A 17,223-nucleotide genomic window follows, 5' to 3' on the forward strand; every position below is an offset into this window, starting at 1 on the left:
AAAGCCTTACTGACCCGCGACCTTCTCCGACTTGCCGTCATAGCGCTTACGCCACTCGGTCAAGATGCTGTCGCGATTCTTCGACGCCCAGCCAAAGTCGTTCTTGATCAGGCGCTGCTCGTAGTCGGCCGGCAGTTCGGTTTGCGGCTTGGCGATGCCAGGCTGGGCGAGGACCGCAAAATTTTCTTTGTACAGGTCCATCGCGGCGGGGCTGGCAGAGAAGTCGGCGAGTTTTTTCGCCGCATCGGCGTGGGCGGAGCCCTTGATCACGGCGGTGGCTTCGATGTCCCAGCCCAGGCCTTCCTTCGGCAGGATGATGTCCAGCGGTGCGCCCTGGCGCTTGAGCTGCACGGCCGGGTACTCAAAGGAAATACCAATCGGGAATTCACCGGAAGCCGCCAGCTTGCAGGGCTTGGAGCCGGAGTGAACGTATTGGCCGATGTTCTGGTGCAAGTCGTCCATGTACTGCCAGCCCTGCTTCTCGCCGAAGGTTTGCAGCCAGGCGCTCACATCCAGGAAGCCGGTGCCGGACGAGGCCGGGTTGGGCATGACGATCTTGCCCTTGTACTCGGGCTTGGTCAGGTCCTGCCAGCTCACCGGCTTGGTCAGGCCCTGTTTCTCGGCTTCGACAGTGTTGAAGCAAATGGTCGCGGCCCACACATCCATGCCGACCCAGGCCGGTGGGTTGGCGGCGTCACGGTAGTGCTTGCCGATCTTGTCCAGGTCCTTGGGCGCGTAGTTGTCCAGCATGCCCTGCTGATCGAGAATCGCCAGGCTCGACGCGGCCAGGCCCCACACTACGTCGGCTTGCGGGCGAGCTTTTTCGGCCAGCAGCTTGGCGGTGATGATACCGGTGGAGTCGCGCACCCATTTGATATCGATATCCGGGTTGGCCTTCTCGAAGGCCTGCTTGTAGGTCTTCAACTGCTCGGCTTCGAGGGCCGTGTACACGGTCAGCTCGGTTTTCGCGGCAAAGGCATTCAGGCTGAATACGCTGAGTACAGCAGCGGCCAGCGCCAGGGGCTTGAACATGGTGCACTTCCTTTATCGAGGGTTATTGACCGGGCGCGGTTTGACGCCAGGCTTGGGAGCGACGCAACAGGCCGCGTGAGGCCCACGCCAGCAGCAGCGAGACGGCGGCCGAAGTGAACAGGATCAGGGTCGACATGGCCGCCGCGCCGCCCACGTTGCCGGCGTCGTCCATGTTCAGCACGGCGACGGCGGCGAGAATGGTGTCGGGGCTGTAGAGAAAAATTGCCGCCGACACCGTGGTCATCGCCGACACAAACAGGTAGCGCACGATATCCAGCAGTGCCGGCAGGCAAATCGGCACGGTCACCCGCAGGTAGTGGCGATAAAGCGGCGCCTTGAGGGACAGCGCAGCGGCTTCGAACTCGGCGTCCAGCTGGCGCAGGGCAGTGGTCGCGGTCATCTGGGCAGTGGTCAGGTAGTGTGCGATGGTGCACACCACCAGCAAGGTCATGGTCCCGTAGAACACATGCAGCGGGTTGCCGTTGAGGTTGAAGAAGAACACATAACCCAGGCCCAACACCAAGCCCGGCACGGCCATCGGCACAAAACTGAGCAGGCGCAGCGCCAGGTTGAGGCCCTTCTGGCCCTGGGTCTTTTCCATCAGGTAGGCGCCGGTGAAGATCAGCACGCTGCCGATCAACGCGGTGCACAGTGCCAGGGTCAGGCTGTTGCGATAGGCCAGCCAGCCGCCGCCGGCCGTGTCTTCGAACTGGTAGTGGTTGAGCGACAGCGACAGGTTGTACGGCCAGAACTTCACCAGCGAGGAGTACACCGCCATGCCGAACACCAGCAGCAACACGGCACACATCCCCAGCACAATGGCCAGGTAGCAGGCGTCCCGCAGCCGCGATGGCGCGGGTTGGAACACCTGGGCGCGGCCACTCATCGAATCACCCTGCCGACGACGTAACCAGGCGTCCACGCCAAAGCTGAACAGCGCCGGCAGCAGCAACACCATGCCAATCAACGCACCGCGGCCGAACTGTTGCTGGCCCACCACCGCCTTGTAGGCTTCCAGCGCCAACACCTGATAATCGCCGCCGACCACCACGGGCACGCCGAAGTCGGTGATGGTCAAGGTGAACACCAGGCAGAACGCGGCGAACACCGCCTGGCGCGTGGCCGGCCAGGTGATGCTACGAAATGCTCGGGCGGGGCTGGCGCCCATGCTCGATGCCGCGTCGAATAACCGCGCATCCGCCAATGACAGCGCTGACAACAGGATCATCAAGGCATGTGGGAAGGTGTAGATCACTTCGCCGAGGACAATGCCCCAGAAGCCGTAGATATTCTCCGAGAGCAGGCCACGTAACAGGCCCTGGTTACCAAACAGGTACACCAACGCAATCCCCGGCAGCATCGACGGTGCCATCAACGGCAGTAACGACAGGCCACGCCAGATGGCCTTGCCGGGAATCAGGGTGCGTTGCAGCGCGTAGGCAAACAGGTAGGCCAGCGGTACGACGATAGCCGCCACGCTAAGGGAAACTTTCAGGCTATTGCCCAACAGCCAATGAAAGTTGGCGCTGCTCACCAGCTCTCGCGCAGCGACCAGGCCACCGCCCTGCCCCGCCTCGCTGCTGAAGCCACGCCAGAAGATCGCCAACAGCGGTAGCAGGACCGCGACACCCAGCAGGCACAGCCACAACAGTTTGCCGCCGAGCACAAAAAGGCGGTCGCCGGTTTCCGCACGGGAAACCTGGCGCGGTATCGGCAAGCTCATATCAACGGCCATCTCAGGCAAACACCTGCAGGCTACGCGGCGGCAAGGCGACCCAGATGTGCTGGGCGCCCAGGCGTGGCATGGCTTCCGGGGCCAGCTCGGCCAACAGCGGATGCCCAGGCAACTGCTCCAGTTCAAAGCTCATGCGGCAGCGGTTACCCAGGAAGGTGATCTCGCGGACCTTGGCCGGGAACAGGTTTTCTTCATGCACCGGCGGGTTGACGCTGATCGCTTCCGGGCGGCAGAACAGGCGGCCGGAGGAAGCCACACCCGCGTCGTCGGCCAGGCGCATGTTCATCCCGCCGACCTGCGCGTGACTCGCGCTGTTGCGGCTGAACGGCAGCCAATTGCCCTGGCCGACAAACTCGGCCACGAACGGCGTGGCCGGGCGATCATAGATTTCCTGGGGCGTGGCGTATTGCTCGACCTTGCCGTTGTTCATCACGGCGATGCGGTCGGCCATCAACATGGCCTCATCCTGATTATGGGTGACCATCAGGGTGGTGATGCCCAGGCGCCGTTGCAGTTGGCGCAACTCGGTGCATAAATGCTCGCGGACACGGGCATCGAGGGCCGACATCGGCTCGTCCAGCAGCAGCAACGACGGTGCTGGCGCCAGCGCACGGGCCAGGGCGACACGCTGCTGTTGGCCACCGGACAGTTGGCCTGGGTATTTCTTTTCACTGCCGAGCAGGCCCACCAGTTCGAGCATCTGCCCGACACGCTGGCGCACTTCATCACGGCCGCTGCCGGTAAGGCCGTAGCCAATATTGGCTTCGACGCTGAGGTTGGGAAACAACGCGTAGGACTGGAACAGAATGCCGTAGTCCCGTGCCTGGGGCGGCAGCAGGGAAACATCCCGGCTGCCCAGGTACAGTTCACCGCTGTCCTGGCGCTCCAGGCCGGCGATGCAACGCAGCAAGGTGGTCTTGCCGCAACCCGACGGGCCCAGCAGACACACCAGCTCGCCGGCGTCGACGTCCAGGGACACGTTGTCCAGCGCGGTAAAGGCGCCGAAGCGTTTCTGGACACCGCGCACCTTCATTGGCGCGCCGGGGTTGCTCAGGGCTGTGTTCATGGAGGCACCTCATCAAACGGATGAGGGCCATGCTAGGCAGCCAATGCGTCCCTGGTGTGGCAGAAAGGCAAAACATGGCGATAGTGGTATTGGTGGATTTGGGTAGGCCATTCAGAGATGGGTTGCCTGGTCTACCGCAAGGCTTCAGATCGGCGACATTTCCTGCGCCAACCCCAAAAACGCCGCCGGCAACCGAGCGCCTTTTCTTTCCTTGAGGCAGTAGAGATATTCCGGAATCTGCGGTGCATGCTCGATGGTCAGCACCCGTAACTGCGGGTCATGGGGCACTTCCTGGCGGGCGATGATGCTGATGCCGATATTGCGCAGCACTGCTTCGCGAATCGACTCGCGACTGCCGATTTCCAGCAGCGGCCCATAACTCACACCGGCGCCTTGCAGCATCTCTTCCGTCAGCCGTCGCGTGGTAGAACCCGCCTCACGCATCAACAGCGTATGGCCAGCGAGCGCGGTCAACGGCACATGATCCAGTTTGGCCAGGGGATGGTTGCGATGCACCGCCAGCACCAGGGGGTCGGTGCCCAATACGCGGCGGATCAAACGGGGGTCTTCCAGCAATTGCGAGGAGGCAGCGACGTCTACACGGTAATCGTCCAGGGCCTCGAGCACCTGCTGGGAGTTGCCGATTTCCACCGACACCTCCACGTGCGGCAGGCGTTCGCGAAAGGCTTTGACCAGGTCGAGGATGTAATACGGCGCCGTCGCGGCAATCCTCAGCGCCCCTTGGACCTGACCGCTGTTGCGCAGGAAAAACTCGATGTCCGCTTCCTGCTGCAACAGCGTCTTGACCATCGGCAACAGGCGCGCGCCTTCGTCGCTGACGGTGAGACGGCGGCCGCCACGGTAGAACAACTCAACGCCGTATTGGCTCTCCAGGTTGCGCACCTGGGTGGTGACGGTGGGCTGGCTCAGGCCGAGTTTTTTCGCCGCCTGGGTGATGCTGCCCAGGCGGGCGACCAGATAAAACGCCTTCAGCTCGGCACTCAGCACACCACCCTCTCATCGTCTATTTGCGCAGCAGGCGCAGGCCATTGAATACCACCAGCAGGCTCACGCCCATGTCGGCGAACACCGCCATCCACATGGTGGCCATGCCCAGGAAGGTAACGGCCAGGAAGATGGCCTTGATCACCAGCGCCAGGGCGATGTTCTGCTTGAGGATACTCGACGTTTGCCGCGACAACCGAATGAATGCGGGAATCTTGCGCAAGTCATCGTCCATCAAGGCGACGTCGGCGGTCTCGATGGCGGTATCCGTGCCCGCGGCGGCCATGGCAAAACCGATCTCGGCGCGAGCCAGGGCCGGGGCGTCGTTGATGCCGTCGCCGACCATGCCCACGCGGTGGCCTTGGCCGTAGAGGGTTTCGATGGCTTGCAGTTTATCGGTGGGCAACAGGTCGCCCTGGGCCTGGTCGATGCCGACCTGGGCTGCGATCGCCTGGGCGGTGTGGGTGTTGTCGCCGGTGAGCATCAGGGTCTTGATGCCCAGCTCATGCAACTGCTGGATGGCTTCGCGGCTGCTGTCCTTGACCGTATCGGCCACGGCGAACAGCGCCAGCGGGCCGGATGTGTCGAGCAGCAGCACCACGGACTTGCCTTGTTTTTCCAGGGCGAAGAGTTTTTCTTCCAGGGCTGGCGAACACAGGCCCAGGTCTTCCACCAGGCGGTGGTTGCCCAGGTGGTAGGTTTGACCGTTGATATCGCCGCGCACACCGCGACCGGCCAGCGCTGCGAAGTTATCCACAGCGTGGGTCGCCAGGTTTTTATCCACAGCCGCCAAGGCGATCGCCAGGGACACCGGGTGATCGGACCGCGCGGCCAAACTCGCGGCCAGGGCCGGTGCGCTGTCTTCGACATTCGGGAACAGCGCCAGGTAATCGGTTTGCACCGGCTTGCCGTGGGTAAGGGTGCCGGTCTTGTCGAGGGCCAGGTAGTCGAGCTTGTAACCGCCCTCCAGGTACACGCCGCCCTTGATCAGGATGCCTTTGCGCGCCGCGGCGGCCAGGCCGCTGACAATGGTCACCGGGGTGGAGATCACCAGCGCGCAGGGGCACGCGACCACCAGCAGCACCAGCGCGCGGTAGATCCAGTCAAACCACATGCCGGCCATGAACAGCGGCGGGATCAACGCCACGCCCAGCGCGAACAGGAACACAGCCGGGGTGTAGATCCTCGCGAAGCTGTCGACAAAGCGCTGGGTCGGTGCACGCGCGCCCTGGGCCTGTTCCACCGCGTGGATGATCCGCGCCAGCGTGGAATTGTTGGCTGCCGCCGTCACCTTGTATTCCAGGGAGCCGGCCTGGTTGATAGTGCCGGCAAAGACCTTATCGCCCGCTGCCTTCTCAATCGGCAGGCTTTCGCCGGTGATCGGCGCCTGGTCGACAGTGGATTGGCCGGCGGTAACTTCGCCGTCCAGGCCAATGCGCTCGCCAGGTCGAACCCGCACGATTGCACCCAGTTCGATGTTTTTGACCGGTTGTACGCCCCACGATCCATCCGCCTGCCGTACCGTGGCCTGCTCCGGCGTCATCTGCATCAAGCCGCTGATCGCGTTGCGCGCCCGGTCCAGGGACTTGGCTTCGATCAACTCGGCCACGGTGAACAGGAACATCACCATCGCCGCTTCTGGCCACTGGCCAATCAGGATCGCGCCGGTGACCGCGATACTCATCAGCGCGTTGATGTTCAGGTTGAGGTTTTTCAGGGCTATCCAACCCTTTTTATAGGTGGTGAGGCCGCCACTGAGGATCGATACCAGCGCCACGATGGCGATCACCCAGGTCGGCGCGGCATTGGTAAAGTGCAACACTTCGGCGCCCAGTGCGCCCACGCCAGACAGCGCCAGCGGCCACCAGTGCTTCTTGGCTGGCGGCTCGGCGGCCGGGACGCCCTCTTCGATCGGATCGGCGTGCATGCCCAGGGATTTGATGGCCTCGACAATCGACGCGGTGCTCGGCAGGTCATGGGTGACGCCGAGTATGCGGTTGATCAGGTTGAACTCCAGTTGCTGCACACCGGCCAACTTGCCCAGTTTGTTCTGGATCAGCGTTTGCTCGGTGGGGCAGTCCATGGCTTCGATACGGAAGGTGCTCAGGCGTGAGCCGGCGGTCTGGGCATCGCTCAGTCGCACCAATGCAGGCGCCGGGGTACCGGAGCAGCAGGAGCCGCCGTGGCCGTGATCATGCACGGGCGTAAGTTTCTTCGGAGCATGATCGTGCTCATGGTCGTGATCGTGGTCATGCTTATGCGGGGTGTGGAAGGAGTCGCTCATCAGGTCGCGTCCGTAAGGTGCCTGTTGCCAAGTAAAGACCCTGTAGCCACTATAGGGTCAAGCACCCATTTGGAGATTGCTGCGATGAAGATCGGCGAACTGGCCAAACTGACCGACTGCCCGGTGGAAACCATCCGTTATTACGAGAAGGAAGGCCTGCTGCCGCCCCCGGCGCGCACCGAGGCCAACTACCGTGTGTACACCCAGGCGCACACCGAACGGCTGGTGTTTATCCGCAATTGCCGCAGCCTCGACATGACCCTGGAAGAAATCCGCAGCCTGCTCGGGCTGCGCGACAGCCCGCAGGACCAGTGTGAAAACGTGAATGCATTGATCGATGAGCATATCCACCATGTGAAAGCGCGGATCGATGGGCTGCTGGCGTTGCAGGAACAGTTGATCGACCTGCGCCAGCGCTGTGGCAGCGGGCCGGAGCTGGACCAGTGCGGGATTTTGCAGCGGCTGGAGGTCAGCGGCGGTGTCGCTGCCAGCGAGGCTGAGCCTTCGCACGTGGGCAGAAGCCACGGCCACTGACTCAAGGCGACACAGATCAAATGTGGGAGGGGGCTTGCCTCCGATAGCAGTGGATCAGCTAAGTATTAGGTGGCTGACATAGTTAAGGCTTTTTTGTAGGAGCGAGCTTGCTCGCGAAGAACTCACAGGCGCCGCGTTCACTCAGGAAACACGCGTTATCGTTGACGTTTTTCGCGAGCAAGCTCGCTCCTACAGAAGGCGATGTACGCTTAACTGAACGGCATTAGGGCTTGCCTCCGATAGCAGTGGATCAGCTAAGTATTAGGTGGCTGACATACTGCAATCGGGGGCAAGCCCCCTCCCACAGTGGAACCGAGACCGACGTTAGATAGCCACGTCGGCCTTGATGCTTGGGTCGGCGTCGTAGCCCACGATTTCAAAGTCTTCGAACCTGTAGTCGTAGATCGACGCCGGCTTACGCTTGATCACCAGTTCCGGCAGCTTCTTCGGCGTGCGCGCCAGCTGGGTCCGGATCTGTTCCATATGGTTGCTGTAGGCGTGGGTGTCGCCGGTGGTGACGATGATCTCATGAGGGATCAGGTCGCATTGCTGCGCCAGCATATGGGTCAGCAGCGCCAGCGCGGCGGTGTTGTAGGGCAGGCCGAGGAACACGTCGGAGCTGCGGATGTACAACTGCATCGACAGATGGCCGTCATGCACGAACGCCTGGTACAGCAGGTGGCACGGTGGCAGGGCTTGTTTGCCGTTGCGCGCGTTTTCCTGCGGGCTCTTGGTTTCGTCCGGCAGGTACTCGACGTTCCAGCCGTGGAACAGGATGCGACGGCTGTTGGGGTTGGTCTTGAGCGTGTGCACCATGTAGTCGATCTGGTTGATCGTGCCGCCATCCTTGGTCGGCCAGGCGGTCCACTGTTCGCCGTACACCGGGCCCAGGTCACCTTCTTCGGTGGCCCACTCGTCCCAGATTCTCACGCCGTTTTCGTTCAGCCACTTGATGTTGGTGTTACCGCTCAACATCCAGATCAGCTCGTTGGCGATGCTCTTGAAGTGAAGCTTCTTGGTGGTCAGCAACGGGAAGCCGTCGGCCAAGTTATGCCGATACTGACGGGCGAACACGGCCTTGGTGCCGGTGCCGGTACGGTCGCCTTTGGTCAGGCCATTGGTCACGACGTCGTTCAGTAGTTCGAGATATTGCTTCATGTCATTACCCGTATCGTTGAAGCCGAGACCTCGCAGGCCTCGGCGTTCGAATTTAAAGCGCGGTGTTCTTCAGCGGTTGCGGGCGGTTGTAGGCCCACCACAGCAAGCCCAGGCCGGCCAGGATCATCGGCAGGCTGAGGATCTGGCCCATGGTCAGCCAGCCCCACGCCAGGTAGCCCAGTTGCGCATCCGGCACGCGCACGAACTCGACGATGAAACGGAAGATCCCGTAGAACAACGCGAACATACCCGACACCGCCATGGTGGGACGTGGTTTGCGCGAGAAGAGGTACAGGATAAGGAACAGTGCCACCCCTTCCAGGGCGAACTGGTAAAGCTGCGACGGATGGCGCGGCAGCTGTGCCGGGTCGCTGAACGGCGGGAACACCATGGCCCACGGCACGTCGGTCGGCTTGCCCCACAACTCGGCGTTGATGAAGTTACCGATACGCCCGGCACCCAGGCCGATCGGCACCAGCGGTGCGACGAAATCCATCAGTTGGAAAAACGACTTGCCGTTGCGCCGGCCAAACCACCAGGCGGCGATCATCACGCCGATAAACCCGCCGTGGAACGCCATGCCACCCTTCCACACTTCGAAGATCAGCGTCGGGTTGGCGATATACGCCGAGAGATCGTAGAACAGCACATACCCCAGTCGCCCGCCGACAATCACCCCCATCGACAGCCAGAACACCATGTCGGAGAGTTTTTCCTTGGTCCAGGTCGGGTCAAAACGGTTCAAACGCCGAGAGGCCAGCAGCCAGGCGCCGCCGATGCCGATCAGGTACATCAACCCGTACCAGTGGATTTTCAGCGGACCGATGGCCAGGGCCACCGGGTCGATCTGCGGGTAAGGCAGCATTGCGACTCCTCGTTAAATCATTCGTTATGGCGCCGGACCATGCCCGGGCGCGATTAAGCCTGCGTTACAGCAAAAAATTCAAACCGACACAAAACAACAGACCGGCGAACAGCCGCTTCAACAGACGCGGCGACAAGCGGTGCGCCAGGCGTGCGCCGAAGCGGGCGAACACCATGCTGGTCAAGGCAATGCCCAGCAGTGCCGGCAAATACACGAACCCTAGACTATGAGCGGGCAACAGCGGGTCATGCCAGCCCAGAATCATGAAACTTAACGCGCTGGCCACGGCGATCGGCAGGCCGCAGGCCGATGAGGTGGCCACCGCTTGCTGCATCGGCACGCTGCGCCAGGTCAAAAACGGTACGGTCAGCGAGCCGCCGCCGATGCCGAAAATCGCCGAGGCCCAGCCGATCACCGTACCGGCCAGGGTCAGGCCGACCTTGCCGGGTACCGTCCGGCTGGCCTTGGGCTTGACCTCCAGGGCCAGCTGCACGGCGACGATCAATGCGAACACGCCAATGATCTTCTGCAAATGCGGGCCGGAGATCGCCTCGGCCGTCAGCGCGCCGAAGCCTGCGCCGATCAAGATGCCGACCGTCATCCACACGAATATCGGCCAACGCACCGCGCCGCGTCGGTGATGCTCACGCACGGCATTGATCGAGGTAAATATGATCGTCGCCAGGGAAGTGCCCACGGCCAGGTGGGTCAGCACCTGCGAGTCAAAGCCCTGCAAGGTGAAACTGAACACCAGCACCGGCACGATAATGATCCCGCCCCCCACGCCAAACAGCCCGGCGAGCACGCCCGCACAGGCACCCAGCAGCAAATACAGCAGAAATTCCATGGGAGCCCCCCAACCAAGTCCGGCATGTTAACGGATGGAAGGCATGCGACCCAACTGGATACGATGGAACGCCGCTGCCGGTGTGGGTAGAGTGACAAAAAAACACAAAGGGGAATCGCCTGATGTGCCTGATTGTTTTCGCCTGGCGGCCGGGCCACGCCCAACCGCTGATCGTCGCGGCCAACCGTGATGAGTTCTACGCCCGCCCCAGCCTGCCGCTGGCCCAGTGGCTGGATGCGCCCGATGTGTACGCCGGTCGCGACCAGGAAGCGGGCGGCACCTGGCTGGGGGTCAATACCGATGGGCGATTCGCCGCCCTGACCAATATCCGCGACCCGCACCAACCGCCCGCGCGCAAGTCGCGCGGTGAATTGGTGGCGCGGTTTCTCAGCGGTTCACTGCCCATTGATGACTACTTGGCCGACGTTAACGGCCGATCGATTGAATATGCCGGGTTTAACCTGCTGGTGGGCACGCGGGATGAGTTGTGGCATTACAACGCCCGGGACACTGCGCCCAGCCTGTTGGCGCCTGGCGTGTACGGGCTATCCAATGCAGGGCTGGATACGCCCTGGCCGAAGCTGCTCAAGGCCAAGTCAGCATTGATCGAAGTCCTGGACGACCCGCAGCCGGACGCGTTGCTGCAGATCTTGAGCGACCCGCTGACAGCGCCATTTGCGGAGTTGCCGGATACCGGCGTGGGGTTGGCGACTGAAAGCCTGTTATCGAGCGTGTTTATCGCCAGCCCAAGTTATGGGACACGGGCGAGTACGGCGTTGATTGTAAATGCCGATGGCACGCGGCGGATGGTGGAGCGTAGTTTCGGACCCCATGGTGGCCGACTCGGCGAAGTCGAACTCACGCTCTAGGCACACCACAAAACCAATGTGGGAGGGAGCAAGCCCCCTCCCACCTTTCTCATCGGCACCAGGCTTTAGAGGGTCTTGGCGGAAGCCGGATTGATCATCCGCGTCAGCCCCAGGTTCTTCAGCGCCAATTGCAGCGAGCTGTGGATCACTTGCGGGTTGTCGATGGTCATCAACTCCGCCAGCAAGTCCTTGGCCCGGCTCAGGTTGATCTGGCGCAGCATCCACTTCACTTTCGGCAAGTTGGTGGCGTTCATCGACAGGCTGTCAAAGCCCATCGCCATCAACAGCACTGCTGCGGCCGGGTCGCCGGCCATTTCACCGCAGATGCTCACCGGCTTGCCTTCGGCATGGGCGTCGCGCACCACGTGTTGCAGGGCTTGCAGGACGGCCGGGTGCAGGTAGTCGTAGAGGTCGGCCACCCGTGGGTTGTTGCGGTCCACGGCCAGCAGGTACTGGGTCAAGTCGTTGGAACCGACCGAGAGGAAGTCCACCTGCCGCGCCAGCTCCTTGGCCTGGTAGACCGCCGCCGGGATTTCGATCATCACGCCAATCGGCGGCATCGGTACGTCGGCACCTTCGTCGCGCACTTCGCCCCAGGCACGGTGAATCAGGTGCAGGGCCTCTTCCAGCTCATGGGTGCCGGAGATCATCGGCAGCAGGATGCGCAGGTTATTCAAGCCTTCGCTGGCCTTGAGCATGGCGCGGGTTTGTACGAGGAAAATCTCGGGATGGTCGAGGGTGACGCGAATACCGCGCCAGCCGAGGAAGGGGTTGTCTTCCTTGATCGGGAAATAAGACAGTGACTTGTCGCCGCCGATGTCCAGGCTGCGCATGGTCACCGGTAACGGGTGGAAGGCCTGCAATTGCTCGCGATAAATCGCCAGCTGCTCCTTCTCACTCGGGAAACGCTGGTTGATCATGAACGGCACTTCGGTGCGGTACAGCCCCACCCCTTCGGCCCCGCGCTGTTGCGCGCGCGCGACATCGGCGAGCAGGCCGGTGTTGACCAGCAGCGGCACGCGGTGGCCGTCGAGGGTGACGCAGGGCAGCTCGCGCAACGAATCGAGGCCTTGCGCCAGTTGTTTCTCTTCTTCCACCACCTCGGCGAATTGCTTGCGCAGCACATCGCTGGGGTTGGTGTAGACCTCGCCACGATGGCCATCGACGATCATGTCGATGCCGTCGACCTTGGAATAAGGCAAGTCCACCAGGCCCATCACGGTCGGAATGCCCATGGCGCGAGCCAGGATCGCGACGTGGGAGTTGCCCGAACCCAATACCGAAACCAGGCCCACCAGCTTGCCTTCTGGCACTTCGCCAAGCTGAGTGGCCGTCAGTTCTTCACTGACCAGGATGGTGTTATCGGGGAAGACCATGTTGGTGGTGCGATCTTCCTGCAGATAAGCCAGCAGACGGCGACCCAGGTCGCGCACATCCGAAGCGCGTTCACGCAGGTAGGCGTCATCCATCATTTCAAAGCGGTTGACGTGATCGGTGACCACCTGGCGCAACGCGCCCTGGGCCCACTGGCCGGTCTTGATCACGGTCTTGACTTCGTTACCCAGGGACGCGTCGTCGAGCATCATCTGGTACACGTCGAACAGCGCGCGCTCTTCGGGGCGCAGCTGGGTGGCCAGCTTGTTCGACAGGTTGCGCATGTCGGCGCGCACGCCTTCGAGGGCGGTCTTGAACAGCTTGATCTCGGCGTCGATGTCGATGACGGTCTTGTCCGGCACCACATCGAGGTCGGCCGGTGGCAGCATGACCACCGCCGTACCCACCGCAGCGCCCGGCGAACCCGGCACGCCGACGAACTTGGCTTCCTGGATGCCCTTGCCCTGGCGCCCCAGGCCGCGAATCGAGCCAGTGGCCTCGGCGTGGGCGATAACCCCGGCCAGTTGCGCGCTCATGGTCACGAGGAAGGCTTCTTCACCTTCGTCGAACTGGCGGCGTTCTTTCTGCTGGATGACCAACACGCCAACGACGCGGCGGTGGTGGATAATCGGTGCGCCGAGGAACGAGGCGTAGCGCTCTTCACCGGTCTCGGCGAAGTAGCGATACCGCGGGTGATCAGCGGCGTGTTCAAGGTTCAGGGGTTCTTCACGCGTCCCCACCAGGCCCACCAGACCCTCATTGGGTGCCATGCTGACCTTGCCAATGGAGCGCTTGTTCAAGCCCTCGGTGGCCATCAGCACAAAACGGTTGGTCTCTGGGTCCAGCAGGTAAACCGAGCAGACCTGGCTGCCCATGGCTTCCTTGACGCGCAACACAATAATCCCCAACGCCGCCTTGAGATCCTTGGCGGAGTTAACTTCCTGGACGATCTTGCGCAGCGTATTGAGCATGGCTCGGGGTCGAACTCCGTCGTCAGTCGCGCGCTAAAAGGCGCGGGGCAAGCTCTTTGAGAGCGCGACGATAAACCTCGCGCTTGAATGTCACCACCTGGCCCAACGGGTACCAATAGCTGACCCAGCGCCAGCCATCGAACTCCGGTTTACCGGTCAAATCCATCCGCACCCGCTGCTCGTTGGAGATCAGGCGCAGGAGAAACCATTTCTGCTTCTGGCCGATGCACAGCGGTTGGCTGTGGGTACGCACCAGACGTTGCGGCAAACGATAGCGCAACCAGCCGCGGGTACAGGCCAGAATTTGCACATCTTCACGCTCAAGGCCGACTTCTTCGTTCAACTCACGGTACAAGGCGTCTTCAGGGGTTTCGTCGGGGTTGATTCCACCTTGAGGAAACTGCCAGGCATCTTGGTTGATTCGGCGAGCCCATAGCACCTGTCCGGCATCATTCGTAAGAATAATCCCGACATTAGGACGGAAACCATCGGGGTCGATCACGGCAACAACCTCGCAAACGCATGTCGCCGCATTGTTCCACAAAGGTTGATCCAGCGGCAACGAGGCTTCTTACCTTATGTGCACTCTTGTGAAAAGACCGTATTCTGGACGCCTTTTTACAGACTTTTCAGCGAGTAACTGCAATGCGCCTGGCTTTATTCGACTTGGACAACACGCTCCTGGGGGGTGACAGCGATCACGCCTGGGGCGATTACCTCTGCGAACGCGGGATTCTCGACCCGGTGGCCTACAAGGCTCGCAACGATGAGTTCTACCAGGACTACCTGGCCGGCCAACTGGATAACGCGGCCTACCTGAACTTTTGTCTGGAAATCCTCGGCCGCACCGAGATGGCCCAGCTGGACGAGTGGCACAACGACTATATGCGCGACTGCATCGAGCCGATCATGTTGCCGCAGGCATTGGAACTGCTGGCCAAACACCGCGATGCCGGCGACAAGTTGGTGATCATCACCGCCACCAACCGGTTCGTCACCGCGCCAATTGCCGCACGCCTGGGCGTAGACGCCCTGATCGCCACCGAATGCGAGATGGAAGACGGCCGCTACACCGGGCGCAGCACCGATGTGCCGTGCTTCCGTGAAGGCAAGGTGACACGCTTGAATCGTTGGCTGGAAGAGACCGGGCATAGCCTGGAAGGCAGCTATTTTTACAGCGATTCGATGAATGACCTGCCGCTGCTGGAACAGGTGACCCACCCGGTGGCGGTGGATCCGGACCCGAATCTGCGCGCTGAAGCCGAGAAGCGTGGTTGGCCGGTGATTACGCTGCGTAGCTGATGGCCCTATCGGGGGCAAGCCCCCTCCCACACTCGAGCACATTCACAAATCAACATGTGGGAGGGGCTTGCCCCCCCCGATAAGGTAGACGCGGTCTAAAACCCTAAACCGGCTTGGCGCCCATCAACCCCGCAATCGCTACAAACCCCACCAAGCTGACCACTGCCAGGACCAGGGTGAAATTCAGGCTGCCGCCCTCGCCCTTGCGCAGGCGATTGAGCCGCGCCACCAGCCAGAACCAGGCCAGCGCCGCGACGGTGTAGAGGATGCTGGAGCCCAGGATCCAGGTCTGCCCCAGCGGCCAGCCGATCAAGTGCGCCAGCCACCAGCCGGTAAACGGCATGCTGAGCAGGCAGACCCCCATCAGCAACCACACGAACACCCATGGGCGTTGCACGGTAACCGCCGGGCCGGCACTGCGTTTGCGCCAGGCCAGCAGTGCCAGGCCCAGGCCGCTGAGCAGCAATAACGCAGTGGCCGCAATGTGGATAACTTTCAGGGTGGTCAGGGTTTCCATGGTTTCGATTCCTTAAAGGCCGCCCAATCAGCGTAGTCGTTCAACCGAGGAACAGTTGGTACGCCGGGTTATCACTTTCATCCCAGTACGGGTAGCCGATGGCTTCAAGGGCTGCAGGCACCAAGTGGCGCTCGTCCGCCGGCACTTGCAAGCCGGCGACCACACGGCCATCAGCCGCGCCATGGTTGCGATAGTGGAACATCGAGATATTCCAGCGCCCGCCCAGCTTATTCAGGAAGTTGAACAGCGCGCCGGGGCGCTCCGGGAACTCGAAGCGCAACACCACTTCATCGCTGACTTTGGCCGCATGCCCGCCAACCATATGGCGGATGTGCAACTTGGCCAGCTCGTTTTCGGTCAGGTCCAGCACCGGAAAGCCCTTGCCGGTGAGGCTGGCGATCAACGCGCTGCGCGGGTCGTTTTCCGGGTGGGTCTGCACGCCGACAAAGATGTGCGCCTCGCTGCCGGAGTGGTAGCGGTAGTTGAATTCGGTGATCTGGCGCTTGCCCACGGCCTCGCAGAACGCTTTGAAGCTGCCCGGTTTTTCCGGGATGGTCACGGCGATAATGGCTTCGCGCCCCTCACCCAACTCAGCGCGCTCGGCCACATGGCGCAGGCGGTCGAAGTTGACGTTGGCCCCCGAGTCGATGGCCACCAGGGTTTGCCCGGTGATGCCACGGGTCTCGACGTACTTCTTGATACCGGCCACGCCCAGCGCGCCGGCCGGCTCGGTGATCGAACGGGTATCGTCGTAGATGTCCTTGATCGCCGCACAGATTTCATCGGTGCTGACGGTGATCACTTCATCCACATAGTCCTTGCAGATATCGAAGGTGTACTGGCCGATCTGCGCCACCGCCACGCCATCGGCAAAAATGCCCACGGTCGGCAGTACCACACGTTCGCCCGCCGCCATCGCGGCTTGCAGGCAGTTGGAGTCGTCCGGCTCGACGCCGATGATCTTGATTTCCGGGCGCAGGTATTTCACGTACGCCGCGATACCCGCGATCAGCCCGCCGCCGCCCACCGGAACGAAGATCGCATCCAGCGGCCCTGGGTGCTGGCGCAGGATCTCCATGGCCACAGTGCCCTGCCCGGCAATGGTGTGCGGATCGTCATAGGGGTGGATGTAGACGTAGCCTTTTTCATCGACCAGCTTCAGCGAGTAGGCCAGGGCTTCCGGGAAGGAATCACCGTGCAGCACCACCTTGCCGCCACGGGAGCGCACGCCTTCGACCTTGATCTCCGGGGTGGTCTTGGGCATTACGATAGTGGCCTTGACCCCCAGCACCTTGGCTGCCAGGGCCAGGCCCTGGGCATGGTTGCCGGCCGAGGCGGTGACCACGCCGCGCGCACGCTCTTCGTCCGTCAACTGGGTCAGCTTGTTATACGCACCGCGAATCTTGAATGAGAACACCGGCTGCAAGTCTTCACGCTTGAGCCAGACCTTGTTGCCCAGCCGCTCGGAGAGCTGGCGGGCGGTCTGCAATGGAGTTTCCACGGCAACGTCGTAAACGCGCGAGGTGAGGATCTTTTTGACGTACTGTTCAAGCATCGGAAAGCATCACTGGGCGGGTTGGGCAGGGTCGAGGAGTCTAACCCGGCTTTTGGCCGTACGACCACACGAATCCCGAGGTTTTGTTGGGTTATACTCGCGCCCTCTT

At 62.0% G+C, this 17,223-nt stretch carries 15 protein-coding genes; 3 read left to right on the forward strand and 12 right to left on the reverse strand.

What is annotated here, in order from left to right:
* Positions 1–6: 6 nt before the first annotated feature.
* From AB7933_RS31735 to AB7933_RS31755, 5 genes are all read right to left on the reverse strand, one after another.
* Positions 7–1,032 (reverse strand): putative 2-aminoethylphosphonate ABC transporter substrate-binding protein, encoded by a 1,026-nt coding sequence (locus tag AB7933_RS31735; RefSeq protein ID WP_024077941.1) that lies wholly within the window; start codon positions 1,030–1,032, stop codon positions 7–9.
* Between the two features lie 22 nt (positions 1,033–1,054).
* Positions 1,055–2,767 (reverse strand): putative 2-aminoethylphosphonate ABC transporter permease subunit, encoded by a 1,713-nt coding sequence (locus AB7933_RS31740; RefSeq protein ID WP_041161047.1) that lies wholly within the window; start codon positions 2,765–2,767, stop codon positions 1,055–1,057.
* 1 nt (position 2,768) lies between these two features.
* A complete protein-coding gene (locus AB7933_RS31745; protein WP_024077943.1) occupies positions 2,769–3,833 on the reverse strand; it encodes a putative 2-aminoethylphosphonate ABC transporter ATP-binding protein in 1,065 nt (354 codons plus the stop codon).
* A gap of 144 nt (positions 3,834–3,977) precedes the next feature.
* Complete coding sequence (locus tag AB7933_RS31750) at positions 3,978–4,841, reverse strand: LysR family transcriptional regulator (protein WP_024077944.1); 864 nt, start codon at positions 4,839–4,841, stop codon at positions 3,978–3,980.
* A gap of 16 nt (positions 4,842–4,857) precedes the next feature.
* Entirely contained in the window at positions 4,858–7,122 is a 2,265-nt protein-coding gene (locus tag AB7933_RS31755; RefSeq protein ID WP_024077945.1) for a heavy metal translocating P-type ATPase, read from the reverse strand.
* A gap of 84 nt (positions 7,123–7,206) precedes the next feature.
* Here AB7933_RS31755 and cadR point away from each other — a divergent pair, with 84 nt between their 5' ends.
* Positions 7,207–7,656, forward strand: a complete 450-nt coding sequence (gene cadR / locus AB7933_RS31760) for a Cd(II)/Pb(II)-responsive transcriptional regulator (RefSeq protein ID WP_024077946.1) — start codon at positions 7,207–7,209, stop codon at positions 7,654–7,656.
* Positions 7,657–7,980: 324 nt separating this feature from the next.
* Here the strand turns inward: cadR and AB7933_RS31765 are convergent, their stop codons facing one another.
* From AB7933_RS31765 to AB7933_RS31775, 3 genes are all read right to left on the reverse strand, one after another.
* Positions 7,981–8,814: a thymidylate synthase gene (locus AB7933_RS31765; RefSeq protein ID WP_024077947.1), complete on the reverse strand. Its 834-nt coding sequence runs from the start codon at positions 8,812–8,814 to the stop codon at positions 7,981–7,983.
* Positions 8,815–8,866: 52 nt separating this feature from the next.
* On the reverse strand, positions 8,867–9,679 hold the full coding sequence (gene lgt / locus AB7933_RS31770; protein ID WP_024077948.1) for a prolipoprotein diacylglyceryl transferase: 813 nt from the start codon (positions 9,677–9,679) through the stop codon (positions 8,867–8,869).
* 64 nt (positions 9,680–9,743) lie between these two features.
* A complete protein-coding gene (locus tag AB7933_RS31775; protein WP_024077949.1) occupies positions 9,744–10,526 on the reverse strand; it encodes a sulfite exporter TauE/SafE family protein in 783 nt (260 codons plus the stop codon).
* 122 nt (positions 10,527–10,648) lie between these two features.
* Between AB7933_RS31775 and AB7933_RS31780 the strand changes: the two genes are divergently transcribed.
* On the forward strand, positions 10,649–11,395 hold the full coding sequence (locus AB7933_RS31780) for an NRDE family protein (protein WP_024077950.1): 747 nt from the start codon (positions 10,649–10,651) through the stop codon (positions 11,393–11,395).
* A 65-nt stretch (positions 11,396–11,460) separates the two neighbouring features.
* On the opposite strand, the gene ptsP is transcribed toward AB7933_RS31780, so the two are convergent.
* The gene (gene ptsP / locus AB7933_RS31785) at positions 11,461–13,740 is read right to left on the reverse strand and encodes a phosphoenolpyruvate--protein phosphotransferase (protein ID WP_024077951.1); all 2,280 of its coding nucleotides are present in this window, start codon (positions 13,738–13,740) and stop codon (positions 11,461–11,463) included.
* A 22-nt stretch (positions 13,741–13,762) separates the two neighbouring features.
* On the reverse strand, positions 13,763–14,242 hold the full coding sequence (locus AB7933_RS31790) for an RNA pyrophosphohydrolase (protein ID WP_003176750.1): 480 nt from the start codon (positions 14,240–14,242) through the stop codon (positions 13,763–13,765).
* A 143-nt stretch (positions 14,243–14,385) separates the two neighbouring features.
* Between AB7933_RS31790 and AB7933_RS31795 the strand changes: the two genes are divergently transcribed.
* Positions 14,386–15,042: an HAD family hydrolase gene (locus AB7933_RS31795; RefSeq protein WP_024077952.1), complete on the forward strand. Its 657-nt coding sequence runs from the start codon at positions 14,386–14,388 to the stop codon at positions 15,040–15,042.
* A gap of 103 nt (positions 15,043–15,145) precedes the next feature.
* Here AB7933_RS31795 and AB7933_RS31800 read toward each other — a convergent pair whose 3' ends face one another.
* Complete coding sequence (locus AB7933_RS31800) at positions 15,146–15,559, reverse strand: DUF2269 family protein (RefSeq protein WP_024077953.1); 414 nt, start codon at positions 15,557–15,559, stop codon at positions 15,146–15,148.
* A gap of 40 nt (positions 15,560–15,599) precedes the next feature.
* Positions 15,600–17,114 carry a threonine ammonia-lyase, biosynthetic gene (gene ilvA, locus AB7933_RS31805; RefSeq protein WP_024077954.1) on the reverse strand — a complete coding sequence of 505 codons (1,515 nt, stop codon included), beginning with the start codon at positions 17,112–17,114 and terminating at the stop codon, positions 15,600–15,602.
* Positions 17,115–17,223: the final 109 nt, after the last annotated feature.

Source organism: Pseudomonas gorinensis (genome assembly GCF_042015035.1).
In the GTDB taxonomy this organism is placed as follows: domain Bacteria; phylum Pseudomonadota; class Gammaproteobacteria; order Pseudomonadales; family Pseudomonadaceae; genus Aquipseudomonas; species Aquipseudomonas gorinensis.